The organism is Enterobacteriaceae bacterium Kacie_13 (assembly GCA_013457415.1).
In the GTDB taxonomy this organism is placed as follows: domain Bacteria; phylum Pseudomonadota; class Gammaproteobacteria; order Enterobacterales; family Enterobacteriaceae; genus Rahnella.
Genome location: CP045666.1, coordinates 423,633 through 449,107, shown reverse-complemented (window position 1 = coordinate 449,107; position 25,475 = coordinate 423,633). Strand labels below are relative to the sequence as shown.

Below are 25,475 nucleotides of genomic sequence, written 5' to 3'. Positions count from 1 at the left end.
AAAATCCTTTACGTAAATTACCGGCAGTCCGCCGCATTTTCCGGCAAGCCGGAGAGTTGTCCGCGCAGCGCGGCAGAGGGTTCCTGGCTTTGCTGTTTTCCTTCCAGCACCTGTTTTTGTTCTTTGAGATCTGCTAGCTGGTCGTCCAGCTTTGACCAGTTCATCCACGCTGTTTGCAGCGTCTTCTGGTCGGAAATCTTAAAGCGCAGCAACACATGTTGGATGTTCAACGCTGTCATGGCCTCCGCGTTATCATCAAAATCATGGGCGTCGATCAGCGCTTCGCCATGGGCAAATACGTCAAGGAAATCAGGCCATGCGCCGCTACCGGCATAGCGGTAGGTGGCGGTGAAACTGGGGAATTTGACGTCAAGTTTCACGCTCTGGCATTGTCCCGGCATCCAGGTGAACTGTGCTTCTTCGGCAAAATTCATGCTGTCGAGCACTTTGACGCCGCTTTGGCATTCCAACGTAAGGCGGGAACCAATGGGGATCAGGCGTGCGCCTTCCGGCACAGTCGCCGGCTGGCTGACGATACTGATGCTGTAGGGCTTGGTTTCCAGCGCTTTTTGCTGCTGGGTCAGTTGCACAATCTGATCGTTAAGGACCGAAATCCGGTCGGCATTCTGTGTGTTCTGGCGCTGCGGGACATCAAGTACGTCTTCCGGGTTCAGCAGATGACGGGCAATGCTCACAAACTCGTCGGTCAGTGGGAGTATCTGGCCCTGGAATTCACCGGCGTGTGGCCCCTGATCGCTGACCACCAGCAAACCTTTGGCCGGACCACGGACGAAGTCAGCCAGATACTGCCATGTCAGCGCCTGCTGGGCGTCGTAATCCTGCCCCTGGGCATTTTTACGCATCGGCCACAGCACCTTGCTTTGCCACTGCTCATTGAGCCAGCAGCCGGAGCGGGACAGCGCATGGCCAAGCAGCGCGCTGGCGTCGCTTTGGTACAGTGACCAGACTGCCTCCACGCCAATCTCCTGACTGCGCGGTTCAGGCATTTTGCGTAACTGTTCAAAACTGGCGAACAGGGTGACCAGCGGATTAATATTTTTAGCATCCGCCTGCGGTGAGAAAAGCCCGTTGGTGAGTGCCGGGCTAAGGGCAGCCTGATTCAGCGCCTCACCCGTTGCCGCATTCAGCGACGCCTGCCACTTCTTCCATGCACTGGTTTGTGGCGTGGCGGAAGGGGCGGTCGCCGGTAATTTTCCGCCGCGTAACCATTTGGTCAGCCCGCCACGCAATGTGGCGTCAATCCGCTGCACTTTCTTCAGGGTTGGATTTTCTGCCGCCTGCAACGGAAGGTTCTGTAAATTTTGCAGCTCTGACAGCCAGGTCTGGGCACTTTGCGCCGAAATATCGTCGAGTTCGAGAGCGATTCGCCGGGCAAACAGCATCGCGGGACTTTGCCCCTGGCCGATGGCAATCAGTTGGTTTTGCGACAGGGAGTGAGCTGTCTGATTTTGAACCAACGGGGCCACGGTAAGCAGCAAATTACGCCAGGCGTTCTGGCGCAGAGCGGGCAACGACTGCTTAAACTGTTGCAGCGCCACCTCCGGCTGTGTTTCGCTCCCTGCCTGCGTAATCAGATCCACCCATTCGTTGAGCTGCGCTTCGCCCTGACGTGTCCAGATACCGGAAAGCGTTGCTGGCACCTGCGGCCAGAAATCGCTGACCTGAACGGCAGGCAGGCTGTCATCCGGCGCGGTCAGCCACGCCAGCGTACGGTCATCATTGATGAGCACTGACAGCAGGCGATGCAGAGCTGCCAGATGGTTTTCGCCAGCGGGTTGTTGCATTTCCCAGCGTTCCATTGCCAACCGCGCGAACGGCGATGCGGAAGGATCGAGGGCGTCAAGGCGCAGGGTATCGGGGATAACTGGTCGCAGGCTGAGCGCCGTCAGCGAGGCACCGTCACGCATCGCCTGACGGGTAAGCAGGGTTTGAGCCAGACGGATCACCATCTGGCGCCGGGTTTGCAACGGCGCAGTCAAAAATTGCTGTTCATACGCGGCGAGCTGCTGGCCAGTGTTCATCGGTTGAGACGGAAGTCTGGTGCGTAAACGCTGTTCAATCCACTGATGTTGATGGTTAAGTACGTGCGCAAAAGGCAGATACACCAGCGGTGTATCGCGATGCGTTTCGTTTTTCATTAGCAATTCTGCCAGCTCCGTCGGGGACAGCGAAGCCGTGTCGTGCTGCATCAACTCCGTGCTTTTCAGTGCGCTGTAACCCAGCGCAACGACGCAACCGAGCAGCAATAAACGCCCCAGAACCACGCGCAGTCTTTTATTGTGATTCCACTGCACGTCGCGGGTGGCGCTGAACGCCGGAAGATGGTGCGTCAGTAAATCGTGAACAAAGGATGTGGTGCGGCGACTTTTGTTCATATCCTGTTGCTCACTGGCCGTAAACCACACGCCACCGAGCGTAGCCGGAGTGAAGTACGCGTTGGGTTCGCATAACGATGCGAGGAAAACCCGCAGCGGCTCTTCCTGTTGGGCGAAAGATTCCGGGAATGCGAGCAGCGCGGCGTGTACCTCTGCCGAGACGGGCGCGCCAGCCATGCTAATGCGGGCAAGATCGAACCCATTTTTCAGTGCAGTAAAAAGCGGAAGCAGCGTTGAGATGTCTTTGCCGTCGATTTCCGGCGGCGTCGGCCAGTAATATCCCAGCGCCTGCTGTTGCTGAGCCGGGGAAAGCTGCTTCGTCCAGAGGCTGAAAGCAGGGAATTTATCGCACTGTGTCACCATTATGTAGAGTGGCAGCTGGCGCATAAGCTTACGCGTCAGGGGTTCTATTTGGGCGCGGATTTTTCGCGCCTTCTCATGCAGCACGCTGACGTCTTCATTGATGAGATCAGTGACCGACAGGCCAATCAGAATGCCAGCTGGCGCGGGCGCACGGGCTATCCAACCGACCATTTTCCCCCAGGCCCGGTGGAAAGTGGGTGTCCCGTTGAGGAAGTTACCGGAAAGGTCGAGGAAGCAGACGTTGCGGAAGAACCACCATCGCAGAGTGTGCGTCGGCACCACGGTATTGTCATGTGCATCGCTTGAGAACATCGGCAGGCCCGATCCGGCGAGTAATGATGTTTTGCCGCAGCGGTCGCCGAGCAGCAAATACCAGGGGATCGGTGGACGTTTACGCTGAATACGTTTCACTACCGCTGCGCCAGATTTCCAAAGCTCAAACAGTACGTATTCCCGGCGTGAAAGGCGGAATTTCTGGAAAAAACGGTGCGCTTTCTTCTCTTTAACCAACTGTGTCAGCCAGAGCAGGGCGCTCCACAGCAGCATGGCCGCGATCAGCACACTTATCCAGACAGCAAAAATCGTGACCGTACTCCACTCGCGCCAAAGCCCGAGGGTGCAGCAGAAGAGAAATACCAGACACAACAACAGCAGCCATCCGGCAAAAATGAATAATTTTTTCAGCATACGTTCTTATGAAAAATAAAGGGTCTGAAGAAGCACCAGGGTAGCGTAAAGCACCGCCAGCCCCAGAACGGCAAGCACAACGTTGCACTTTGAGGACGCGAGCGATCGTTTTCTGACACTGACCGGCGTGAGCTGCGCGTCGTTTGGCCACTGTTGCCAGGCCTGCGGCAGGCAGTGCTGGCGCTGTTGTCCGATGAGAACGGCCAGAGCATGAGTGTCCTGCGCAGCGCTATATTTCCCGTGGAATCCATTTTGCAGACAAAACAGGAACACACGCCGCGCCTGTAGATGCTCTTCTTTCAGGTCATTCAGCCGGACAAAGAACATCTCACCGCCGATGGAGGTCTGGAAGTATTTGCGTTGCAGTAAATCGTAGCGCCAGCTTTGTGCAAAGGGCTGTGCCGAACACAGAACGGTTTCATCGAGCCAGACCACCACGGCGAAGAACGCCTGATCCCGCTCGAAATCGGTAACGTCCTGATACTCGGCCTCCTGCACTGCAGCTTCGAGCCGGGTGAGGCAGAGCGCGCGAAAGGTGTCGTAATCGGCAAAAAGTGCAGGCTGATGCGCGAATTCGGCGGCCAGTTTGAATACGGGCAGATAGCAATCGAGGAGTTTCATTGTGAGGGCACCATAAAGACCAGTTGCACCTGCAGGTCGTCAGGTGCATCGGCCCAGTAAAAAGCGATGTTTTTATATTGTTCGACGCTTTTCCATGCATCTTCATGCCGGTTAAGCACAAAATAGCAGGAGTCTTTGCGGTCAGGCACACCTCGCGGTGAAGGGGTCGCCCACGCAGAGGAGATACCCGGCAGGGCGTGCTGGATAAGCGCGCTAATGGCGTTCTGCGGTGCGATTTTAAATTCCCCACCCGCCGCAAAGCTTGAATGCCACGACGCCAGTTTTTCCGACCGCAGCAACAACAGCACCTGACTGGCCGGTGGTATTTTTCCGGGCATCAGTTCGCCGCGATAAATCCTTTGTTCGTCGGATTTCAGAGTGATGTAGGTGTTGTCTTCCAGCGCCAGCCCATTGAGAAGGGTGATCAGCGTTTTCCTGACACTACTAAAACAGTCAATCAGGTTGAAGTGATCGTAAGGCAGCAGTGACGGGCCTCCGTCGAGCCATTCGCCTGTGAATGAGCACATGTCATTAAAGGACGATATTTCCCCCACCAGCTGCACTAGCAGGCCATAGATTTGCCACGGATGAATGGTCGGCGCACGACAGTAATGTTCAAGCAGCGGCAACGTGCGGTTGAGGGAACGCATCGCCAGCAACTGCGTGATGTCACCGGCGCTTTTACTGCCGTTGCTCAGTTGATCGGGGCGTTTATATTCTTCGAGTTTGTGGGCGCGGCTGTTGAGTTCAGCGCGCAGTCCTTCTAACAGCGTTTTCAGCGCTGGCGATCCGGTAAGTGTCACCGCTGGCGGGCTGAAACGCGGATCGAAAATCACGCGATCGTTGTCATAACGTAGTTGCAGCAGCGGCAGGCATTCGCAATCGACGGCAGTTTCTTTCTCTGCCTCGCTCAGGATGCGGATGTTGTAGGCAATCCGCGGCACCTCACTTTCCGGACCGTTGTGATAAACGTCTTTCATCACCCCGTCGTCGGCGTGGTTGATCCAGCGACTGCTGGTGCCAGTACCAACGTTCGGATGGTCGGGGTCGAAACGGCGCAGCGCCAGCCACAATGTGAAAGGCTTCTCACGCTGTTTCCAGGCGTCACGAAATTGGCGTGGCTCAATCAGGCAGTTGCCCGGATATTCGAGATAATAGCCTGAGGGCAGGATCAGGCGCAGATGGTCAATTTTGAGCGAAAAATCCACCAGCGTTTCGTGATGGATATCGCACTGGATCACGCCCACATTCCACGGCTGTGCCAGCTGACGCTGTTGCGCCAGCATATAGCTATGGTGGAGATCAACTGACTGAAAATGTTGAGGTTGCAAATATAAACCGGAGTACCAGTAAATCTGCTGTTGTTCTGTGTACATGCTACTTCTCTCCCTGCGTCAGGGCGTCTACAAGCGATTTCTGCACTGCCTGAAAGTCTGCTGGCGACTGAGTTTTCTGCGGCGATGACGGAGCGACCGCTGATGGCGGAACGTCTTGCGACGATGCATTTTTCGTCAGCTCTGTAATGCTCTGGCTGCCGAGCCTGACGTTGAGGATCAGTGGAGAGAGTTGTGCGGACCATTTTGGGGTCCACCAGCCGGTACTGGTGAGGGTGACCGGGATGCTGACCATGGCCATATGCTGCTTTTTCGGGAACGGGTAATACCCGGCGACGATTGCGACCACGCGGGTATTCTCGCTGCGATCAATGTGCAGCGTGGTTTGCTGACCGGGCATCGCGGCGTAACGATCCACTTTAAGAATGTCGTCCTCGGCACCTGCGCCGTTAAACAGGTTTTTCAGCTGCGCAGGATTTGACATGATCTTATTCAACGAACTGGCTTTTTGCGCCTGAATGACCAGCAATGTGCAGCTGTTAGCGATCTCATTCCAGCTGTTCAGGCCTGGCTCTGCCGTGATGGTGAGGGCGATCGCGCCCTGAGCAAAGGGTGCGGCCACCTGTTCAACGGCTTGCTGTTCGGCAGTGACTTTATTATCGGCCTGTTCGCCCGCACAACCGCTAAGAAGAGTGCTGATGATGAACATTAATAATGTTGTGCTCAGGACTTTCACTCTTTCTGTCCTTTTAGTACGTTGTTGATTTCACGCATGCTTCCGCTGTCAGTCAGCATTTCTTCCAGCCATTCGGTGAGAGTCATGTTCGCCCAGCGCGCCGCGCGCTCCATCAGGAATGGCACCGGACTGGAGGGTTCGGTCTGGCGGAAAAAGTGGGCGATAGTCAGCATCTGGCTGATGGCCAGATCACGTGAAAGCGGCTGATTGCGAGCCGGCGCCTGATAAGCATCCCCCGTCTCAAAGGCGATGGATTGGTCGGTGAGATCGGTGAAATTCAGGTTCAGCGTTTCACAGCCTACTGGAATCGCCCGCTGTGCCAGACGTTGCAGAAAATCCGTACTGTCTGACAGGCTTTGGCGGGTTTGAGCAAACAAGACGTGAGGCTCTTCCTGACTCAGCGAGAAATAACAGGCTTCCAGCCGGTCGAGCTGAATTTTCAGGCGCTCAAGGTTACCGGCCTGCTGGCTGATTTCGATGGAGGAAAACGCCGCAGCGAGCACATCGAACGTCTCCATGCTCAGATCGCCCTCTTTGGCTATCATGTCGTCGCGTGAATCCGGCCACGTACAAATTTTATGTTCGAAGGCGAGCACCCTGTGCCAGTGCGCCAAAGAGGATTCCGGCTGGCGGATCAGCGGCCGGGTGTACAGCACCTGACTGATATCGCGATCGAGGCGGCTGAGTTTGCTGTACCGGAACGTCGTGCCGTCGTCATCCAGTGTGGGCCAGCACTGAAACCAGAAGTGCGTGATGAATTCGCTCAGAAATTGAAAGCCGGTTTCCGCACCCTCAATGCCCTGTAAATGAGTCAGGGCTTCAACCAGCCAGCAGCCGATCTGCAAATCTTTGCTTTGCTGCGAGAGCACGGCAGTGCAGAGCGTGCGCACTTTATGCCAGTCAGCGCTGCGGGGCTCAGCGATTATCCATTCATCCTGCGGAAGATAGTCCGGATCGCTCTCGCGAGACTGACGGATATCATCATAAATTTGCTCGTATTCCAGATTGAGCCCTGCCGGATTTTCCGGACTGATGGGCATCAACAGAGCGGCTATTTCTGGTTGCGTTGCTGACATATCTTTTTCCAATTAAAACAGAACTATCCAATAAGAACTTTCGGACAGCCCATGACGATAGTGCCGCCGTGGGCACAGTTGTCGCCCATGCGGGCGGCAGGTTTTTTGCCGATCAATACTTTGACGCTGCCCATGACAATACTGTCCGGAGGGCCCACGCAGACAGCCATCGAGCCGACGGTGGCGGCGGGCATACCCCCAATCAGCACCGTAGGCACGCCGGGCGGCAGGATCGGGCCACCCACGTGAGGGATCGGCGGCAGGCCAGGCGTGACCATCGGGCAAACGTGCATATCTGAAACGCGAGCTGCGGGTTGTCCCATCAGGTTTTCTCCTGAGTCCATTGCGCCAGCAGGCGGCGGGTGCCGTCAGCCGGATTGTCGGTGTTGCGCGTCGCCAGCATCAGCAATACGCAGCGGCGCATCTCGGCGCTGAGGTGCGGTTCGGGATACACAGGTTCCAGCCCTTCCGGGCTCATGCTGCCCTGTGACCAGAACAGCGACAGCGCAAGCGCACCTGCCGGGGTGTCGAAACCCAGGATTTCGGCGTGGTGGAAAATCTGCCAGCGTAATTTTTCATCTGGTTCTGCATACCAACGCTGCATTTCGTCCAGCACCTGTGCGCTGGCCGGGTGTGCGATGTGGCGCAGGCAGCCGAGCAACCAGAGGCTAAGCGCGCGCGGGTCGGCCTGCTTCACCCACAGGGTTAGCGCCTCTTCCCACTGACCGTCGGCACTTTGCTGCGTACTGCTGTGCTCGTTCGTCGCGGGGGGAAAACCGTAATCAGACATGCTGTCTCCTTAAACCGCATTCCTTAGCCAATATTGATGATGCCGCCTTTAATCTGCGTCATCCCGCTACCCTGGACCGTAGTCATCGCACCTTTCAGTTCGGCGGTGCCTGAGCCTTCTATTTTGATCATCGTGCCGCTGATGGTGATGCCGCTGGGCGAAATCGCGATTTTGTTGGAGCCGACCTTCAACTCGATGGACTGCGTGGATTCGATCACACAGGTTTTGTCGGTTTTAATCTTGCCGCTGCCACCGGTCGCCGTGAGGGAGTAATTGCCGTTGTTCAGGCTGGTAGTGACGTTTCCGGTGACTTTCTGCTCTATATCGCCTTTATCGAGGGTGATGTGCAGGGAGCCTTGTTTGAGCACCAGCGTGTCGTTACCTTTGGTGATTTCCGTCTCGCGGTTAGCCCCTATTTTGCTTTTTACTTCGTGTGTGACCTCGCTGGTGACGTCGTTTTTTACGGTCAGCAACAGGTCTTTTTGTGCGATGATCGTCAGCTTCTCTTCGCCTTTTTTATCGTTAAAACTCAGCCGGTGGCCCTCTTCCATCCCGCCTTTGCTGGTGCTGCGCGTGGCGAAGCCGGATTCGGTTTTCTCGTCGGGCAAAGTGAAGGGCAGTTTGTTTTGGCCGTTGTAGACCGAGCCGGTGACCAGCGGAAAGTCTGGGTTTCCCTGAATAAAGCTGACCAGCACTTCACTGCCGACGCGGGGGATAAACTGGAAACCGAATTTGCTGCCGGTCCAGGGTTGTGAGACGCGCACCCAGCAGGAGCTGTTGTCGTCATTTTTGTTTTCGGTGTCCCAGGGAAACTGGATTTTGATTCGGCCATATTCGTCGGTATGAATTTCTTCCGAAGATGGGCCGACCACTTTGGCGATCAGTACGCCCGCAATGTCCGGCGGGGTCCGGGTACAAACCGGACGCCATTTCACACTGTTACGCAGTGACTGAATCTCACAGTGATAGCCGCCGGTGCTATTTTCGACATTGTTGGTGGCCTCAAGGCTGAGCGCCTGAATACGGTAACTGTCGTTGTCAGTCGGGTGGTCAGTCAGGCTGAACACCTCGCCACAGCTGAGCCAGTGGGCGTTAACGGTGGCGTCGTACATCTGAGTGTTGGTTTCGAACGCCTCCATGGAATTTTTAGCTTTGCTGGTGATCTGTGCACGTTCGGCGAGCGGTGTGATGTCAGTAAACGTCAGATGATCGACGCTTTGCGTTTTCGACGTTGAATTATGGCTGTCGGCCACCGCCGCCGCTTTCTGCATGTTGTAGCCAGACAGCGCGACTTCACCGGGAATAAGTGACGAACTGATCGACCAGATTTCGATGTTGCCGGGGGTGAGAATTTGCCCCTGATGGTGCCATGGCAATGTGCCCGCTTTGGCCGTCGGGTGCCCGCCGGGTTGATCCGCCAGTACCATTTGGTGCTGATTTTCCTGATGTTTAAAGAAGTAATAGATACCTTCTTCTTCCAGAAGGCGGCAGATGAAATCGAAATCGGATTCGCGATACTGAATACAATATTCCCGTTTCTGATAGGTATTTCTCAGCTGGAGATCCACCTGGCTGATGTTGTGCTCACTGAGCAGTTTGCTAACCAGGTCCGGCACGGTCATGTTTTGCCAGACACGCGTCGAGCGCCCTGACTGCAACAGTGCAAAGGCGGGCTCCAGCCTGAAAAGGCATACCGTCTGATTATTAGCCCCCCGTTTGCGCTGGATGCGGGTCACAATTCCGTGCAGATAGCGTTGTGGCAAACTATGTAATCCGTCGCCAATCTGGCAGGACACCGCTTTACCATGTAAGGCCGCAATTCCTTTCTCATCAAGCGCCGTCTCCGAGCGCAGTTCATAGAAAAAAGGCGTGGAAACCGTCTCACGACCGCTAAGTGACAGCAGTAAGAAATCCGAAGCAACGGGGCCGTTCCAGTGCAGGAAGTGATTTTCCTGCATCTCTTTCAGTCCTGCGGTTAATAACATTCTCATCTTCCTTTTGAAGTGCTGCGTGATGGCGGAACAGTCGCGACATCGGGCAATATTGCTGGCTTAGGCAGGCAGCGGCAGACAAACGTGGCGCAGGGCGGCGGGGTCGCGCTGGCCGATACAAATATCCAGACCCAGCTGACCGCCACCCAGCGGTACGGGCGGGCTGTTGCCGCTGCTGATAGTGAGATGGACTGAGAAATCCAGCCCCGGTCCGACGTATTCGCCAATATGTCCCCAGATTTCCTGATAAAACCTGCCCTGCGGCGTGAAGTGTTGCGAACGCGTCTGATCCATCGGCCCAAAGGTGACATCAAAGTGCGACTGAACTTCCCAGCGCACACGACCAATCATTGGCGCGGTTTCCAGGGTTTGTGTCAGGTTTCCCAACTGGCAATATTCTGATTCTTCTACGGTTTTCCAGCCGCCGGTGAATGGCGTTATATGCACCGGCACGCCGTAGTAATGACTAAGCCACACTTCCAGATTGACCAGTGACCGGACCGGCGATGAGAACAAATGGGCGTAATTTTCGCCGCCCGAGACTGACTGTGATGTCAGTAAACCGGTCAGCGCCAGCGTTGCCTGGTGTAAAGGCAACTGAGTTTGGGATTCGGCCAGGGCATAAAGATGGGTTTTCTGCCATGCAAGATAATCCAGGCAGTAAAGTCGGTGGCCAAACATATCCAGAAAGGCTTTGGCGCTGCGGTCGCCATAACGATACTGGCGTCCGATCATCCATTCCGTGTAGGCAGTCGGTAATGCGCCCAGCGCACCGGTCAGCCCGTTCTGCCACACAGTGACACGCAGCGGATCGTCAGGATTTTCCTGCTCGATACCGGCAATCTGACCGGCGGGAGCTTCAAGAGAAAGGGGCGAGACCAGCCGCAGTTTTGCATCCAGCGTGTCTGCTGTGGCGGCGTTGTCGCCACGCAGCTTGTACAACAATGTGCGCACTTGTTGGAAGAAATTGAACCGGCTGGTGATGCGCGTTAAATCCATGACAGTTTCCCCGCCCGCACCGGCCAGATACGGCGTGTGTGTTCTTCATTTTCAATCAATGTCGTGACGCGGGTGAAGCTATTGACCGGCGCATACAGCCCGAGAAAGTGATCCAGAAAACAACACAGCAGAAAGTATTCGGGTTCGTTCAGTGCGTCATGGGTAAAGGTCAGCGTCAGCGCGATACCGCGTGCCAGCGTCTGCGGATCGCTGGCCACCAGACGGGTGGTGATCGGCTGCACATCAAGATGCAGGATCATGTTGATGATGCGTGTGATCGCCGGAAGATCGTGAAAGTTGTACAGCATCAGCGTTTCCCGCAATACCTGTACGCCCTGAGTGCCGCTGAGCAGCATGTGATTGAGGGAAAGCTGGGAAATCAGACGCCAACGGACAGCACTTTTATCGGGCGGCAGGACAGGCCGCGTAGGGCGGTTGAGCGCGCTGATTTTTAAGTCTGCCAGCGGCAAGTCTGAATCAAAATCACCGTCCGGATGACCGTTTTTCATTTCACACGGGATTGCCTGATTGGTACAGGTTAAGCTCAGAGTGACCATCTCGGCTGGCGGCGCAGCGGACTGGCTATTGCGATTGGCAAAAGCGATAAACACTTTACGTTCAGCCCCCGTAACGCTCAGGGTTTCGCGCTGAAAAGTCTGCCAGTAAATGCCAGTGTCACCCTCAATGCGCGAGTGGTCGATACCAAACAACGGCTGGACGGGTACCATCGTCCGTTCCTTATCTTCTCTGCCCTGAATAAAAACATGGTTAATTGCCCAGACGTCAATCTGCTGCTGGCGACGGATATCAGGAATGACCGGATATTCAGCGGTGTTTTCCGTCAGCGTGATCGGTTCTGCCCGCTGGGCGAACAGATTAATGGCAGGCGTGCAGTTAAGACGGAAAAAGGAAGTGTCGATAATCTTCGCCAGCTTTTCCAGATGATGATTCAGGTGGGTGTGGTTAAATATCACTTCAAAACTGAACACAGAATTGGCGGCAGCGTGAAAAGTCTCCGGCAGGCGGATATCGAGAAAATAGAATTTCTGCGGGAAGAAAAAATAATCTTGTAGCAGCGCATGAATCGGCGCCACGCGCGGATCCTGCGCCAGCAGGCCCTCTTCTTGACTAAACCCTGCCGGGCTTACTGCCGTGCTTTTCAACGGATAAAATGCGTCGCCCTGATGGACGCTCAGTTGGTTAATCTCGGAGCACAGCAGGGTGTAGAGAATGTTGACCGCGTTGCTTGGGCCGTGCAAAAACAGCCGCAGGGATTCGCCCGTCACCGCCGCACCGGACCAGACCTGAAAACTGAGGTGCAGATGCCAGTTAAGATCTTCCTCGTCAAAGCGCAAACGGGTCTGATCCACCGACAGTGGCAATAGAACCACGGGGTAGACGGTCTGAAACTGGCACACCGCATCTTTGATATGCCGGGTAAACAACGAGGCACCGGCGGCGATGGTGTTTTTATCGGTAATGCCGCTGGTCATCCGATGGGGTTCAATGGAGACGATGCACGTTGACGGCATCACCCGTAAAAATTGCGGGGCAATGGTGGTGAGCAGCGCTTCAGTGAGCTCCGGCATATCGTCATCCAGGCGCTGATGAATACGCGATGTTAATAGCGCAAAAGATTCAATGATGCGTTCAACGTGCGGGTCTTCGGATTCGCCCTCGATCATGCCCAGACGGCGGGCAATCTTAGGGAAACGGCTGGCAAAGGCTTTTCCATGCTGTTTTAAAAAGGCCAGCTCTTTCTGGTAATACGACAGCAGCCTATTCATCGAAATAAAACTTACCTGTACAGTCATCCCACACCAGTTCAAATTTCACCGGCAATGTGTTGTGCAAAGCATTTATTTCAAAAATAACATGAGCGGGATTATTTGTTTTGGTGATGATCGTCACGCCGGTTAAACGTGGCTCGAAGCGCTGAAATGTATTTTTAATACGTTCTTCGATGATTATTTTTCGTCTGTCTGTGTCATGAATTTGTGAAACCGATTCATTGATGCCGTAATTTAAAACCGACGCATTCACTAACGGCATAGTTTCAAGATAAGCAAAACTCGAACGTGAAGAAAAAAGCATCTTAAGTTCATCGAGCAACCAGGTGCTTTTTTCTTCATTCCGGTAATTATCCTCTTCAACGTAAGGCGTATTATCACTCAGGCGAAGTAATAAGGATGGCATGATGAAATCTCTTTTTAGTAAAGCAGTGCAAACGCACTGCTTTATTTTTTCTAAGGTTATACGAGCGCTTTTTTAGGAATGTCGTATTTGATGGGTCCGATTTTATCCAGAGCAGTTTCATCTGCATTTGGTGCTGTGAAGGTGACTTCAACCGCGCCTTCAAAATTAAAGGATATATTCAGGAAAAGCAGATCACGTTTTTCAAAGTTCATCGAGCTGATTTTGCAGTTATGGTAAACAGTGCGTTGAGCTTCATAATCTTGTTTGTAGTGGTCAGAACTACGATGAACGATTGTGATGGTGAGATCTTTATAGCCACGTTGTAAATATTTCTCGAACAGGTTGCTGGTTTCTTTCGTTACCTGAAGAGAGACATGACAGCTGTCAAACATCGCGCCGTCCTGACCTGAATAAGTCGATAAACCAGAAGGAGCAAAACCTTCCATCCATTCTTTATACGTTGCCTCTTCAGATGACCCTTTGACAGGTTTACCGTCGATACTGATTTGTATGAACTGACACTCTTGAAGCTTTGCCATTATTTATTTCCTTATTTTTTTGCTGATAACAGTTAAGCACTAGCCGCGCCTGGTAAATCCGCGACTAGCCGTAACGACATGCTCAATCCTTCCAATTGGAAGTGAGGCTTTAAATAGGCAATCGCACGATACATACCAGGGCGACCAGGTACTTCGACGACTTCAACACTTGCTTCCCGCAGTGGGTAACGGGCTTTGGTTTCAGGGCCTGCGTTATCTGAAGCCACCACGTATTGCATGATCCATTTTTGTAAATAGTTTTCGCAGTCGGTGCGTGACATAAAGCTACCGACCTTGTCACGTACGATAGATTTCAGGTAGTGCGCAAAGCGCGAGGTCGCGAGGAGATACTGTAACTGGCTGGAAAGACGTGCGTTGGCATTGGCCTGATCCGACTTATAAACACGTGGTTTATTGACAGATTGCACGGCGAAGAAGGCGGCATAATCCGTGCCCTTACAGTGAACCAGCGGAATAAAACCGAGGTCAGAAAGCTCTTTTTCACGGCGATCGGAAATAGCGACCTGTGTTGGGCATTGCATCACGCGCTCACCGCTTTCGGAGACGTAGTTATAGGCTGGCAGGGCTTTCACCAGGCCACCACCCTCTACACCACGAATCGATGCACACCAGCCATACTCTTCAAAGGAATCAACAATACGCCCCGCCATTTCAAAGGCAGAATTGACCCACAGGTAGTCAGAACCGGCTTCATTTTCCTGAATCTGTTCTTCGAAACCGAAGGTTTCAACCGCAATGGTTTTGGCACCGTAAGGCATACGGCCAAGGACTTTTGGCAAGGTCAGACCGATATAGCGGCTGTCTTCCGTCTGGCGGAATGAGCGCCAGCGGGCGTAATCGGTAGTCTCGAACATTTTCGCCATATCGCGCGGGCGCGGCAGGTCGGCAAAATCATTCATCGACAGCATGCCTGGTGCGATAGCACTCAGGAACGGTGCGTGGGCTGCGGCCGCCACGTGGGAAATTTGCTCAAGTAAATCAATGTCCTGAGGGGTATTATCAAACTGGAAATCACCGACAAAGACTGAGAATGGCACGCCACCAAAAGTACCGTATTCACTTTCGTAAACGGTTTTAAAAAGCATCGACTGGTCGAAATCCGACGCGGATTTAAAGTCTTTGATTAAATCCTGTTTGGTACATTGTAGTAAACGGATCTGAGTATTTTCAGTCACACTTGATGCAACCAGCTTATGCAGACCACGCCACGATGATTCCCTTTTTTGGAATTCAGGTGCATGCATGATCAGGCTAATCTGACTGGAGAGCAGTTCGTCAATGGCAGTAATGCGATTCTCGATACTGCCGATCAGATCGCTTGATACGACCACTGCACCCGAAACAACTTCCGCAAGGAAGTTATTCAGCTGCGATTTCATACGGCCACGATCGGATTCCCGACGAATTGCCTGAGTGTTATCAATGATTTTATCGAGAAAATCTTCGCTCAGCGCTTGCCCGGCTGGAGCATTCAGGATGTTTTCAGCACTCATTCTTCGTCTCCCTGGTTTTTGGTCACGCCGGAAGACGCAAAGTTTTGCTGTTGCAACAGTTCTGAAAGCTGTTCTTTCAGACGTTCGTTGCTGGCGGCACGGTTACGCAGATCGCAAAGTTGCTCGCGCAGCTCAATCAGCTTGCGCAGAGGTTTCACCTGAAGGGCAATATTGTCCGGTGAGAAATCTTCCATCGTGTTGAAGGTCAGTGAAATTGCCAGATTTCCGGCATGTTCCGGTAATGTGCTTTCAACCAGAAACTCAGCCTCTGGCTTCATAGAAGACATGATCCCGCTGAAATTGTCTTTATCGATGTTGAGGAATTTTCGCTCACGCAGGCTATCTTCACTTTGGGTGAAATCGCCCATGACACCGATAACAAGAGGTAATTCTTTTACCGTTTGAGCATCCCCAATTTCCACGTCATAAGTGATTTGTACGCGGGGAGGTCTGGCTTTATCTAATTTATGCTGTGTATTACTCATAGATTTATCCGGCATTAATTGGCTAGTATGATGAGTTAATTGTTAAGCGTAATTTACGAGCGAATAAATTTACTATCTTAAAAGCCGTGAATTTCACAAAAAACTTTAGATGATAATATTTTTTAATTTCGCTAAATAAAATATAACATTTTATTTTTTGTCGTTGGCCTTAAGGGTAGTACGCGATTTATCCACTCGTCGATAATGAAAACTTATCACCAAAGTAAGATGATTGAGTTATCGGGAGTGCTCAGTGAGGTGCAAAGGCTACCATAAAATGATTTTCAATCTAGGTTTTTTTGGTTTTTATTGTGTCCATTGTTGGACTGTTATTGTCGGGTTTATGACTAATTGTGATTGCTGGCTCAGTCATCATGCATTGATGTGTTGGATACATCCTCACTATTGATTTTTTTTATTTAAGCAACTCAATAATGAATTGATTTTTTAACGGCCTGAAATTATGAAGCGGAGAGGGAGGGAATATTGAATAAATAAATATATTAATTCACATCACAAAATTCGCTGCGGTGTTGAAAATAAAAAAGCCACATTCCTGCGACTTTTAGTATCGCTTATGGCCCAAACTCACCCGATTTTTTTACGTCGCATAGGCTGCACTGTGAAAATTAATTTCCCATTGGAGTACATGGCCGTAAAGCACTGACAACGAGGTTTGCTTTTCCGGAGTCAGTTCATCTGCACAGCTGTCCAGTTCCGCTTTCGGCCAACACGCCTGCTGATATAATTCCTCTTCTGCGTGCATTTCTTTCCATCGGCGTATGTCTTTGTCGCGCTGTTTTTCTTCACTCACCGGCGTTGAATCATTCGCCGTGCACTATTCTCGGGGGGAGTCGGGTATGGATGAATATTGTCTGCTGAGCCTTCTGGCGGAAGCGGAACATCTGTATGGTGAGCTGATTGTGGACTGGCAGGAACAGTAGGGCGGGAAAAGTTGTGACCGGCAGAATAATCATGCCGGCCGCAGTCTTTATATAAAGAAAAAATCAGAAGCTGTAGTTTGCCGTCACCGAGACGTTACGCGGTTCGCCGTACACCACATACTGGTTCACGCTGGTGTCGTATTCCTTATCGAACAGGTTGTTGACGTTCGCCTGCACGGAAAGCTGTTTAGTGACCTGATAACGGCTGAACAGGTTAACCAGCGCGTAGCTGCCCTGTTCGGCATGACGGGTTCCGTCGCCATCAGGACCTGCGACATCACTCCACACATGTGTCTGCCAGTTCACGCCGCCACCGACGGTCAGATCCTGCAACTGCGGTAAACGGTAGCTGGTGAACAGGCGCAACTGAGTACGCGGTTGTTCCGGATTTACCGCATCGCCATCTTCATCTTCAGCAACGTAACGCGTGCCGCCGAAGGTCATTTGCCAGTTATCGGTTACTGCACCATTCACTTCAAACTCAACGCCACGGCTTACAGTGCCGCTTTTGCCCTCATACGCATAATCCTGTGTGCCCGGAATAACACGGCCGGTGGACTGTGCGACGTTATCCAGCTCTGCGCGGAAAACCGATACCGACGTGGTCAGTCGGCTGTTGAACCAGTCGGATTTCACCCCCGCTTCGTAGTTTTTGCCAATTACCGGCGACAGGTAAGCACCGTTGATGTCGCGGTAGGTCTGTGGCTGGAACACCGAGGTGTAGCTGGCATACGTTGACCAGTTATCGTTGATATCAAACACCAGACCGGCGTATGGCGTGATGTTGTTCTTTTCAATCTGATCCGTCAGCGTGTGTGAATTCCAGTTGGTATAACGCGCGCCCAGAATCATATGCAGCGGATCAGCCAGAGAAAGACGGGTGGCAATATAGCCGGATTTCTGGCGGATCACGTCTTCCTGCGCCAGCGAGCGCGGGCCCCAGTCGGTTTCAGGGAACTGGCTGTTGTAATTGTTAAAGTTACCCAGCTCTTCGGAGGAGATATTGGCGAAGGCACTGTAGTAAGTATTTTGCTGTTTGCTGTAGCTGAGACCGGTCATCAGCTCATGTTCGCGGCCAAACAGTTCAAAAGGTCCGCTGGCGAAAGTATCGACGGAATCCACTTTGCGCTTACCTGTGTTGTAGCCAGTGCCCCCGACGACCGGATAACCGGCATAAGAAGAGACGCCCGCGCCGGTGGTTTTATCGAAGTAACCGTCGATGTACAGCATTTTACTGTCGATCATCGTTTCGTTATGCGTGCCGTTCAGGGTCAGCGTCCAGCCGTTATCGAACGACTGTTTGATTGTGGTGAAGAGTTTTTTAGTCTCTTTATTGCTGTACGCCCAGTCCGGCGCGGAGTTGAAACCGCGGCGGTAATTGGTTTTACTGCCGTCGATGTACCAGCGCGGCATCCCGCCCCAGGTCGGGCTGTCGGTGTCATTTTGCTGGAATTCGTAGCCGGCGGAGAGCAGGGTCGAATCGGTCAAATCCGCATCAACGGCGGCGTAGACGAATTTCTTCGTTGCGCCGTAGCGTTCGACGTAACTGTTTTTATCTTCATAGCCGGTGACCAGACGACCACGGACGTTGCCGGATTCGCTCAACGGCGTAGAGAGATCGGCGACATAACGCTGTTTGTTCCAGCTGCCGTAAGTGGCGGAAACATTGCCGGTGAATTCTTTGCTGTCGGCGTGTTTACGCACCATGTTTACCGAGGCGGAAGGGTTACCGGGGCCGGTCATCAGGCCGGTTGCGCCGCGCACCACTTCAATTCGTTCATACAACGCGGTATCCGATTCGGCGTCGCCCAGATTCCAGCGCGGTTCGAAGACCGTCGGAATGCCGTCGGTCATGTAGTTGTCGATCAGGAATCCGCGCGAGTAATAGGTGCGGCGGTCTATGTCGGCCACGCTTTGTGAGATACCGGTGGTGTTATTGAGCACGTCACCGAGGGACAGCAGTTGCTGATCCTGCATACGCTGTTTGCTGATAATGGTTACGGACTGAGGAATATCGCGCTGGGTCAATAGCATTTTGGTGCCTGCGGCGGTAACCGGCACGCTGTAATCTTGCGCGGTGCTGCCGGTGTCGTTGCCGCCGGTCTGGCCGGTCACAACCACCGTATCGTCGGCGGCTTTGGGTGCCGTGGTTTCTGCTGCATGGACGGAATGAAGAGAAGAGGAGACAAAGAGAGCGATCATGGAAAGTGAAAGTTTCCGGCCTGCATTTTTTCTCTTCTGAGCTGACTGAACTGGATGGATCCCTGAAACGGACAACATTGTGATTCTCCAAACGATTATTTTATTTTTTGGATACTGTTTTTACTTCGCCACTGTCTTTATGTTTTTTCGCGTGATTGCCCAGCTTAAAACATCCGCCAGACCCGCAAAAACACAGGCCGGAAGCGGGATGAGAGGACATTGACAATAAAGCGAATGAGAATAATACGCATTGAGCTTTCAGGTGTAAATAAATATAACAAAGGTAAATTTCATGGCGGAATTTGGGAAGGTCGTAGAAAAGATCGCGGTTTTATATTAGCGAGACTTAAGCAAAATAATTGTCATAAAAGCCCGTGGAATGCGTTTCTGGTGTCGTATTTATTTATGTATTTATCGCATCCGATAAACACAATGAATGAATTTCGCATAGTTTAGCCATTAAGAAATCTAGACATCTAAACGTTCGTTTTGTAGAGTGAAGCCAACTTTCGGGAAACACCGAGGCGGACGTTGATTCGCTTACGAAAAACACCAGGTGACGACACAATGATCAATAACATTCAAATCCTCGATGGCGGCATGGGTCGCGAACTGGCCCGTATGGGCGCACCGTTTCGTCAGCCTGAGTGGTCGGCGCTGGCGCTGATTGAGGCCCCGCAGTTTGTTCGTGCCGCGCATGATGCCTTCATCGCAGCCGGTTCTCAGGTGATCACTACCAACAGCTACGCCGTGGTGCCTTTTCATATCAGCGACGCCGTCTTTGCTGAGCAGGGTGCGGCGCTGATTGCGCTTTCCGGCAAGCTGGCGCGTGAAGCCGCCGATGCTGCGCCGACGTCGGTGAAAGTCGCCGGTTCTCTTCCTCCTGTGCTCGGCTCCTATCGCCCGGATCTGTTCGAGCCGGTGGCGGCGAAAAAATTACTGAAGGTGCTGGTGGAGAATCTGACCAGCAGTGTGGATATCTGGCTGGCAGAAACCCAGAGTTCGGTGGCGGAAGTGGAAGCCGTGCGCGAGGTGCTAGGCGATGACCCGCGTCCGCTGTGGTTCTCGTTTACTTTGCAGGACCAGTTGGATGAGCAGGGCCGCGCGCATCTGCGCTCCGGTGAATCCATTGAAGACGCAGTCGCTGCTGTACTGCGTTTATCCGGCAGCGCGATTTTATTCAACTGTAGCCGCCCGGAAGTGATGGCCGCTGCGGTGCAGGCAGCACGCGCTGCGCTCAACGCAGAAAATTCTTCACTGGATATCGGCGTATACGCCAATGCTTTCGAGCCTTCCGATAACCAACGCGGTGCCAACGAAGGGCTGAGCAAAATGCGTCAGGACACCGATCCTGCCGGTTATCTGGATTTTGCACAGGACTGGGTGGCGCAGGGCGCGACACTGGTCGGCGGCTGCTGCGGCATCGGGCCGGAACATATTGCCGCGCTGAAACAGGCGTTCAGTAAATAGCATCATCAAAAATAAAAAATATTGAATTAGAGCTTGAGGGCGGATGCCCTCAGTGACAGGGGATAAAACATGATCGATCGTCGTTCGTTTATTAAAAGTGCGGGTGCACTTTCCATCGCCGCTGCGACCAGTTCGACCTGGCTGGGTAAAGCATTTGCCGCCGAAGCGGAAAAACCAAAGAAGGGCGGTCACCTGGTGGTGGGCGTCGATAACGCCTCCAGCACCGACCGTCTGGATCCGGCTTTTTGGTTCGAAACCTACATGTACTTTGTCGGCTCGCAGCTGTTCAACAATCTGGTAGAAATCGACGAGAACGCCAAACTTGCGCCTTCCTTGGCCGAATCCTGGGCATCGACCGATGGCAGCAAAACCTGGGTGCTGAAGATTCGTCAGGGCGTGCAGTTCCACGATGGCCGTTCACTCGGCGCAAAAGACGTGGTGTACTCCCTGAATCACCACCGTGGCGAGAAATCCACGTCGCCGGTGAAGGGCTATCTGGACACCGCCAGCTCCATTGAAGCGACCGGTGAACATGAAGTTACTATCAAACTGACCGCGCCTGACGTCGAATTCGTCTGGCTGCTGAGCGCCGTTCATTTTGCGATCACTGCCGAAAACGAAAGCTTCGATAAAGGTATCGGCACCGGCGCGTTTATTCTGGAAAAATTCCAGCCGGGCGTGACCACGCTGACTAAACGCAATCCGAATTACTGGAACAGCGAACGCGGGCATGTCGATTCAGTTGAAACACTGGCAATGAACGATTCCACCGCACGCGTTGCGGCGCTGGTCAGCGGCTCTGCGCAGCTTATCAACCGCGTGAACCCGCGCATTGTCAGCCGTATCGAACGTATGCCAAACCTGAAGCTGGTGCGTGCCAAAGACAGCATGATTTATACCTTCCCTGGGCTCTCGAATCTGGCTCCGTTCGATAATATCGATGGTCGCCTGGCCCTGAAATATGCCATCGACCGTCAGCAAATTATTGATACCGTGCTTGGCGGTTACGCCAGCGTGGCGAACGACAACCCGATCTTCCCTTCGAACCGTTACTTTGCGAAAGACATTCCGCAGCGTCCTTATGACCCTGAAAAAGCGCAGTTCCACTGGAAGAAATCGGGTTTCAGTGGCCCGCTGACGCTTAACGTCGCCGATGCCGGTTTTCCGGGCGCGGTTGATGCCGGACAGCTTTATCAGCAATCTGCTGCCAAAGCCGGTATCAACCTCAATGTGGTTCGCGTGCCGGACGATGCGTTCTGGAATGACATCTGGCAGAAGAAAGCCTTTGTGTCGTCGAACTGGGCGAACAGGCCGACCGCTGATGCGTTGCTCTCCCTGGTGTTCACCAGTCAGTCTTCGTGGAATGAATCCGCCTGGCACGTTCCTGCTTTCGATGCGATGGTGAAAGCAGCGCGCGGTGAGCCGGACGAAGCGCGCCGTAAGCAAATTTATCATGACATTCAGGTGATGCTGGTCGATCAGGGCAGTGAAATCATTCCGCTGTACGCCGATGCACTCGACGGCTGTTCAACAAAAATCAAAGGGTTTACCTCCGTTCCGGGAATGCCGCTGAGTGGTAACCGCGCGGCTGAGAAAGTCTGGATCGAAGGCTGAGCCGGGTAACATAATGTCTGAAATATCTTCACCAAAAACAACACAACGGCCTGCGGGCCGTTTTTCGCTACTTCCTTCATCGCTTGTGGGTATGGTGCTGACACGCCTGTTTTACGGCATGCTGATTGTGCTGGCAGTCTCCGTGCTGATTTTCGCCGGGGTGCAACTGTTACCCGGCAATGCCGCCACGGCGATCCTTGGCCAGAGCGCCACGCCGGACGCTATCCGTGAACTGAACCTGCAACTCGGTCTGGATAAACCAGCGGTCAGCCGCTATCTGAGCTGGCTGTTTGGCATTTTGCACGGCGATTTCGGCACCAGTTTCTCCACCCGTGAAGCCATCAGCGGCCCGCTGTTTACCCGCCTCGGCAACACGCTGTTTCTGGCCGGATACACCGCCGCCATTGCGGTTCCGCTGGCGCTTTTAATCGGCTTTATTTCCGTGCGCTATCACGGTAGCTGGATCGATACCCTACTGAACGTCATCACCCGTGCGACCGTGGCGCTGCCGGAATTTTTCTCCGGTTATCTGCTGATTCTGATTTTTGCTATCACGCTGGCGTGGGCGCCGAGCAACAGCAGTATTACCGCAGACATGCCGCTGGCCGCTAAGCTCTCCGCGATTTCCCTGCCGTGCGCCACGCTGGTGCTGGCTATTCTCGGACACATGAGCAACATGACCCGCGCTGCGTTGATTGCCGCGCAAAGCTCGGCCTACGTGGACACCGCGCTGCTGAAAGGGCTTTCGCCGTCGCGCATTCTCTGGCGTCACGTATTGCCGAACGCCATCGGCCCGATTATCAACGTCGTGGCGATCAATCTGGCCTATCTGATGGTCGGCGTGGTGATTGTAGAGAACGTCTTTGTGTATCCGGGGCTCGGGCAATACATGGTCGACAGCATCAGTAAACGTGACATTCCGGTGATGCAGGACTGCGCGCTGTTGCTGGCCGGGATTTATATCCTGCTGAATTTGCTGGCAGATGTGATGGCGCTGGTCGCCAATCCGCGTTTACGCCACAACCGCTGACTTTTAGGAATTGCTGCAATGCCTGCTTTAAAAATTTCCTCGATACTCGGCCTGCTGGTGCTGAGTCTCTTTATTCTTATCGCGATTTTCGCGCCGTGGCTGGCACCGCACGCGCCGGATCAGACGCTCGGCATGTCCTGGGATCTGCCGGGTCCGAACGCCATGTTAGGCACCGATAATCTTGGTCGTGACCTGCTCTCAAGGCTGATTTGGGGCACGCGTGTCTCGCTCGGTGTCACCGCGCTTGCATCGCTGGTGGCGTTTGCGGTCGGCTGCACGCTGGGCTTTATCGCGGGGCTGCGCGGCGGCTGGCTTGATCAGGTGATTTCGCGCTGCAATGATATCGTGATGGCCATTCCGACGCTGATTCTGGCACTGATCGTCCTGGCGGTGCTGCCGAAAACTATCCCGGTGCTGACGCTGGTACTCGGTCTGCTGGAATCCACCCGCGTGCTGCGCGTGGCGCGTTCGCTGGCGGTGGATATCGGCGTGATGGAGTTTGTCGATGTGGCACGGCTGCGCGGCGAAAGCCTCGGCTGGATCCTCTGGCATGTCATTTTACCCAACGCGTTACAGACGCTTATCGCCGAATTCGGCCTGCGTTTTATCTTTATTCTGCTGTTCCTTTCAGCGCTGTCTTTCCTCGGATTAGGCATTCAGCCGCCGACCGCCGACTGGGGCGGGCTGGCACGTGATAATAAAGACGGCATTCTGTTTGGCGTCTGGGCGGCGTTGGTGCCAGGAGGCGCGATTGCCGTGCTGGCGCTGGCGGTGAACGCCGTGGCGGACTGGCTGATGAGCGGCACCACTCGTGCCTGGGGGAGAAAAGCATGAGCCTGTTAAAAGTGCACAATCTGCGTGTCGTTTCCGCCGGGAAAAATCCGCGCACGCTGGTCGATAATGTCTCTTTCACCGTCAAACGCGGCGAAGTGCTGGGGCTGATTGGTGAATCCGGTGCGGGGAAATCCACCATCGGGCTGGCGATCCTCGGGCATTGCCGTCAGGGAATGCGCATTGAGTCCGGCAGCATCCAGTTCAACGGACAGGAACTGACCACGCTCTCCGACCGCCGTTTACGGCAGGTGCGCGGGCGGCATATCGCCTACGTGGCGCAGTCCGCTGGCGCGGCCTTTAATCCGGCGATCACACTCGGCGAACAGGTCATTGAAGCGGCGCTCAGGCATAAAGTGTATGACCGCCAGCAAGCGCAGGCGAAGGCCATTGAGCTGTTCGAACTACTCGGTTTGCCGCAGCCACAGCAGTTTTATCAGCGTTATCCGCATCAGGTTTCCGGTGGTCAGTTACAGCGCGCGATGATCGCCATGGCGCTGTGTGCGGGACCGGAACTGTTGATTTTCGATGAACCGACCACCGCGCTGGATGTCACCACGCAGCTCGGCGTGCTGAAAGCCATCAGCGATGTAATCCGTATTTCCGGCGTGGCGGCGATTTATATCAGTCATGATCTGGCGGTTGTCGCGCAAATCAGCAATCACATTATGGTCTTGCAGCAGGGCAAAACCGTGGAACAGGCACCGGTTGAACAGCTTCTGACACAGCCGCAGCAGGATTACACCCGCCGTCTCCTGCATGCGCAGGGCGAGGTGAAAATGCCGCAAACCGGCGAGTCGCCGGTCGCGCTGTTTATCGATAACATCAGCGCCCGCTATCACGCTCAGCCCGTGTTGCAAAATGTCTCGCTGACCCTGCCGCGTGGCCGCACGCTGGCGGTGATCGGTGAATCCGGCTCGGGAAAATCGACACTCGGCAAAGTCATCTGCGGGCTGCTCAGCCCGGCAGACGGAGAAGTGAGTCTGGAAAGGCAAACACTGCCGGCCAGTTTGCGGCAGCGCAGTCGTACGCAACTTCGCGACGTGCAGCTGATCCATCAGATCCCAGATACCGCACTGAACCCGAAAGAGCGCGTGGGCAGCCAGATCGCCCGCGTGCTGGCCTGTTTTTTTGAACTCAACCGCGGCCAGCGCGATGCCCGCGTCAGGGAATTGCTGGCGCAGGTCGGGCTGCACGGCGAACTGGCGGCGCGTTTCCCTTCGGCGCTTTCAGGCGGCCAGAAGCAGCGTGTCTGTATCGCAAGGGCACTGGCGGCGCAGCCTAAACTGATTGTGTGCGATGAACCGACATCGGCACTCGATCCGCTGGTCGCGCGCGACGTGCTGGCCTTGCTGCGTAAAATTCAGCAGGACACCGGCATTTCCTATCTGTTTATCACTCATGATTTGCAGGTGGTGCGCGAAATAGCGGACGAAGTCGCGGTACTGAAAGCGGGCAGGATCGTGCGTCAGGGGCCGGTTGCTTCTACATTGATTGAGCCGCTGGATGATTACACCCGCGAACTGCTGCGTTCGGTGCCAGAAATGCGCGTCGGCTGGCTGGAAGAAACCCTTACAGGGTGCATCTCAACATTTCGAGCATGTCGCTGAAAATCAAAAGGAGTCAATACCGGTGATGCACCAGTGTGGCTACCCGA

The 25,475-nt window shown here is 53.9% G+C and carries 21 protein-coding genes and 1 pseudogene; 6 read left to right on the top strand and 16 right to left on the bottom strand.

All coding sequences use genetic code 11. The features are described from left to right. Window positions 1-17: 17 nt before the first annotated feature. From GE278_23350 to GE278_23280, 15 genes are all read right to left on the bottom strand, one after another. Window positions 18-3,446 (bottom strand): hypothetical protein, encoded by a 3,429-nt coding sequence (locus tag GE278_23350; protein QLK63709.1) that lies wholly within the window; start codon window positions 3,444-3,446, stop codon window positions 18-20. Window positions 3,447-3,452: 6 nt separating this feature from the next. Next, window positions 3,453-4,067, bottom strand: coding sequence for a DotU family type IV/VI secretion system protein (locus tag GE278_23345; GenBank protein QLK63708.1), 615 nt, complete (start codon window positions 4,065-4,067; stop codon window positions 3,453-3,455). Beyond that, the gene (tssK, locus tag GE278_23340) at window positions 4,064-5,443 is read right to left on the bottom strand and encodes a type VI secretion system baseplate subunit TssK (GenBank protein ID QLK63707.1); all 1,380 of its coding nucleotides are present in this window, start codon (window positions 5,441-5,443) and stop codon (window positions 4,064-4,066) included. Before tssK ends, GE278_23345 begins: the two co-directional genes overlap by 4 nt. 1 nt (window position 5,444) lies before the next feature. Then, the gene (locus tag GE278_23335) at window positions 5,445-6,110 is read right to left on the bottom strand and encodes a type VI secretion system lipoprotein TssJ (protein QLK63755.1); all 666 of its coding nucleotides are present in this window, start codon (window positions 6,108-6,110) and stop codon (window positions 5,445-5,447) included. Between the two features lie 23 nt (window positions 6,111-6,133). Further along, entirely contained in the window at window positions 6,134-7,213 is a 1,080-nt protein-coding gene (tssA, locus tag GE278_23330; GenBank protein QLK63706.1) for a type VI secretion system protein TssA, read from the bottom strand. Between the two features lie 23 nt (window positions 7,214-7,236). Continuing rightward, on the bottom strand, window positions 7,237-7,536 hold the full coding sequence (locus tag GE278_23325; GenBank protein ID QLK63705.1) for a type VI secretion protein: 300 nt from the start codon (window positions 7,534-7,536) through the stop codon (window positions 7,237-7,239). After that, window positions 7,536-8,003, bottom strand: coding sequence for a hypothetical protein (locus tag GE278_23320; GenBank protein QLK63704.1), 468 nt, complete (start codon window positions 8,001-8,003; stop codon window positions 7,536-7,538). Before GE278_23320 ends, GE278_23325 begins: the two co-directional genes overlap by 1 nt. 23 nt (window positions 8,004-8,026) lie before the next feature. After that, window positions 8,027-9,988, bottom strand: a complete 1,962-nt coding sequence (tssI, locus tag GE278_23315; GenBank protein QLK63703.1) for a type VI secretion system tip protein VgrG — start codon at window positions 9,986-9,988, stop codon at window positions 8,027-8,029. 66 nt (window positions 9,989-10,054) lie between these two features. After that, window positions 10,055-10,993, bottom strand: a complete 939-nt coding sequence (tssG, locus tag GE278_23310; GenBank protein ID QLK63702.1) for a type VI secretion system baseplate subunit TssG — start codon at window positions 10,991-10,993, stop codon at window positions 10,055-10,057. After that, window positions 10,984-12,780 (bottom strand): type VI secretion system baseplate subunit TssF, encoded by a 1,797-nt coding sequence (gene tssF, locus GE278_23305; GenBank protein QLK63701.1) that lies wholly within the window; start codon window positions 12,778-12,780, stop codon window positions 10,984-10,986. The genes tssG and tssF overlap by 10 nt, the downstream gene beginning before the upstream one ends. Then, window positions 12,773-13,192: a hypothetical protein gene (locus GE278_23300; protein QLK63700.1), complete on the bottom strand. Its 420-nt coding sequence runs from the start codon at window positions 13,190-13,192 to the stop codon at window positions 12,773-12,775. Before GE278_23300 ends, tssF begins: the two co-directional genes overlap by 8 nt. Before the next feature lie 53 nt (window positions 13,193-13,245). Beyond that, window positions 13,246-13,728, bottom strand: a complete 483-nt coding sequence (locus GE278_23295; GenBank protein ID QLK63699.1) for a hypothetical protein — start codon at window positions 13,726-13,728, stop codon at window positions 13,246-13,248. 32 nt (window positions 13,729-13,760) lie between these two features. After that, a complete protein-coding gene (tssC, locus tag GE278_23290; protein QLK63698.1) occupies window positions 13,761-15,242 on the bottom strand; it encodes a type VI secretion system contractile sheath large subunit in 1,482 nt (493 codons plus the stop codon). Beyond that, window positions 15,239-15,727 (bottom strand): type VI secretion system contractile sheath small subunit, encoded by a 489-nt coding sequence (gene tssB, locus GE278_23285; protein QLK63697.1) that lies wholly within the window; start codon window positions 15,725-15,727, stop codon window positions 15,239-15,241. Before tssB ends, tssC begins: the two co-directional genes overlap by 4 nt. Before the next feature lie 601 nt (window positions 15,728-16,328). Further along, window positions 16,329-16,541: a hypothetical protein gene (locus GE278_23280; protein ID QLK63696.1), complete on the bottom strand. Its 213-nt coding sequence runs from the start codon at window positions 16,539-16,541 to the stop codon at window positions 16,329-16,331. Between GE278_23280 and GE278_23275 the strand changes: the two are divergent. Continuing rightward, window positions 16,541-16,671, top strand: a pseudogene (locus tag GE278_23275) (M20 family peptidase). The gene GE278_23280 and the pseudogene GE278_23275 sit on opposite strands and share 1 nt — an antisense overlap. 63 nt (window positions 16,672-16,734) lie before the next feature. Here GE278_23275 and fhuE read toward each other — a convergent pair. Continuing rightward, window positions 16,735-18,873 carry a ferric-rhodotorulic acid/ferric-coprogen receptor FhuE gene (gene fhuE / locus GE278_23270; protein ID QLK63695.1) on the bottom strand — a complete coding sequence of 713 codons (2,139 nt, stop codon included), beginning with the start codon at window positions 18,871-18,873 and terminating at the stop codon, window positions 16,735-16,737. A gap of 567 nt (window positions 18,874-19,440) precedes the next feature. Between fhuE and GE278_23265 the strand changes: the two genes are divergently transcribed. The 5 genes from GE278_23265 (at window position 19,441) to GE278_23245 (ending at window position 25,428) form a co-directional block, all read left to right on the top strand. Then, window positions 19,441-20,343 carry a homocysteine S-methyltransferase gene (locus GE278_23265; protein ID QLK63694.1) on the top strand — a complete coding sequence of 301 codons (903 nt, stop codon included), beginning with the start codon at window positions 19,441-19,443 and terminating at the stop codon, window positions 20,341-20,343. 69 nt (window positions 20,344-20,412) lie between these two features. Continuing rightward, window positions 20,413-21,957: an ABC transporter substrate-binding protein gene (locus GE278_23260; protein ID QLK63693.1), complete on the top strand. Its 1,545-nt coding sequence runs from the start codon at window positions 20,413-20,415 to the stop codon at window positions 21,955-21,957. A gap of 91 nt (window positions 21,958-22,048) precedes the next feature. Beyond that, entirely contained in the window at window positions 22,049-22,987 is a 939-nt protein-coding gene (locus GE278_23255; protein ID QLK63754.1) for an ABC transporter permease subunit, read from the top strand. An 18-nt stretch (window positions 22,988-23,005) separates the two neighbouring features. Then, the gene (locus GE278_23250) at window positions 23,006-23,821 is read left to right on the top strand and encodes an ABC transporter permease subunit (protein ID QLK63692.1); all 816 of its coding nucleotides are present in this window, start codon (window positions 23,006-23,008) and stop codon (window positions 23,819-23,821) included. Further along, a complete protein-coding gene (locus tag GE278_23245; protein ID QLK63691.1) occupies window positions 23,818-25,428 on the top strand; it encodes a nickel ABC transporter ATP-binding protein NikE in 1,611 nt (536 codons plus the stop codon). Before GE278_23250 ends, GE278_23245 begins: the two co-directional genes overlap by 4 nt. Window positions 25,429-25,475 lie beyond the last annotated feature (47 nt).

What these genes read in the sequence shown, in the direction of transcription:
- GE278_23260 (QLK63693.1), top strand. Translation starts at nt 20,413, where the DNA reads ATGATCGATCGTCGTTCGTTTATTAAAAGTGCGGGTGCACTTTCCATC.
- GE278_23345 (QLK63708.1), bottom strand. Translation starts at nt 4,067, where the DNA reads ATGAAACTCCTCGATTGCTATCTGCCCGTATTCAAACTGGCCGCCGAA.
- GE278_23250 (QLK63692.1), top strand. Translation starts at nt 23,006, where the DNA reads ATGCCTGCTTTAAAAATTTCCTCGATACTCGGCCTGCTGGTGCTGAGT.
- tssK (QLK63707.1), bottom strand. Translation starts at nt 5,443, where the DNA reads ATGTACACAGAACAACAGCAGATTTACTGGTACTCCGGTTTATATTTG.
- fhuE (QLK63695.1), bottom strand. Translation starts at nt 18,873, where the DNA reads ATGATCGCTCTCTTTGTCTCCTCTTCTCTTCATTCCGTCCATGCAGCA.
- tssA (QLK63706.1), bottom strand. Translation starts at nt 7,213, where the DNA reads ATGTCAGCAACGCAACCAGAAATAGCCGCTCTGTTGATGCCCATCAGT.
- GE278_23265 (QLK63694.1), top strand. Translation starts at nt 19,441, where the DNA reads ATGATCAATAACATTCAAATCCTCGATGGCGGCATGGGTCGCGAACTG.
- GE278_23255 (QLK63754.1), top strand. Translation starts at nt 22,049, where the DNA reads ATGGTGCTGACACGCCTGTTTTACGGCATGCTGATTGTGCTGGCAGTC.
- GE278_23245 (QLK63691.1), top strand. Translation starts at nt 23,818, where the DNA reads ATGAGCCTGTTAAAAGTGCACAATCTGCGTGTCGTTTCCGCCGGGAAA.
- tssB (QLK63697.1), bottom strand. Translation starts at nt 15,727, where the DNA reads ATGAGTAATACACAGCATAAATTAGATAAAGCCAGACCTCCCCGCGTA.
- tssI (QLK63703.1), bottom strand. Translation starts at nt 9,988, where the DNA reads ATGTTATTAACCGCAGGACTGAAAGAGATGCAGGAAAATCACTTCCTG.
- tssF (QLK63701.1), bottom strand. Translation starts at nt 12,780, where the DNA reads ATGAATAGGCTGCTGTCGTATTACCAGAAAGAGCTGGCCTTTTTAAAA.
- tssC (QLK63698.1), bottom strand. Translation starts at nt 15,242, where the DNA reads ATGAGTGCTGAAAACATCCTGAATGCTCCAGCCGGGCAAGCGCTGAGC.
- GE278_23320 (QLK63704.1), bottom strand. Translation starts at nt 8,003, where the DNA reads ATGTCTGATTACGGTTTTCCCCCCGCGACGAACGAGCACAGCAGTACG.
- GE278_23335 (QLK63755.1), bottom strand. Translation starts at nt 6,110, where the DNA reads ATGTTCATCATCAGCACTCTTCTTAGCGGTTGTGCGGGCGAACAGGCC.
- tssG (QLK63702.1), bottom strand. Translation starts at nt 10,993, where the DNA reads ATGGATTTAACGCGCATCACCAGCCGGTTCAATTTCTTCCAACAAGTG.
- GE278_23325 (QLK63705.1), bottom strand. Translation starts at nt 7,536, where the DNA reads ATGGGACAACCCGCAGCTCGCGTTTCAGATATGCACGTTTGCCCGATG.
- GE278_23350 (QLK63709.1), bottom strand. Translation starts at nt 3,446, where the DNA reads ATGCTGAAAAAATTATTCATTTTTGCCGGATGGCTGCTGTTGTTGTGT.
- GE278_23295 (QLK63699.1), bottom strand. Translation starts at nt 13,728, where the DNA reads ATGGCAAAGCTTCAAGAGTGTCAGTTCATACAAATCAGTATCGACGGT.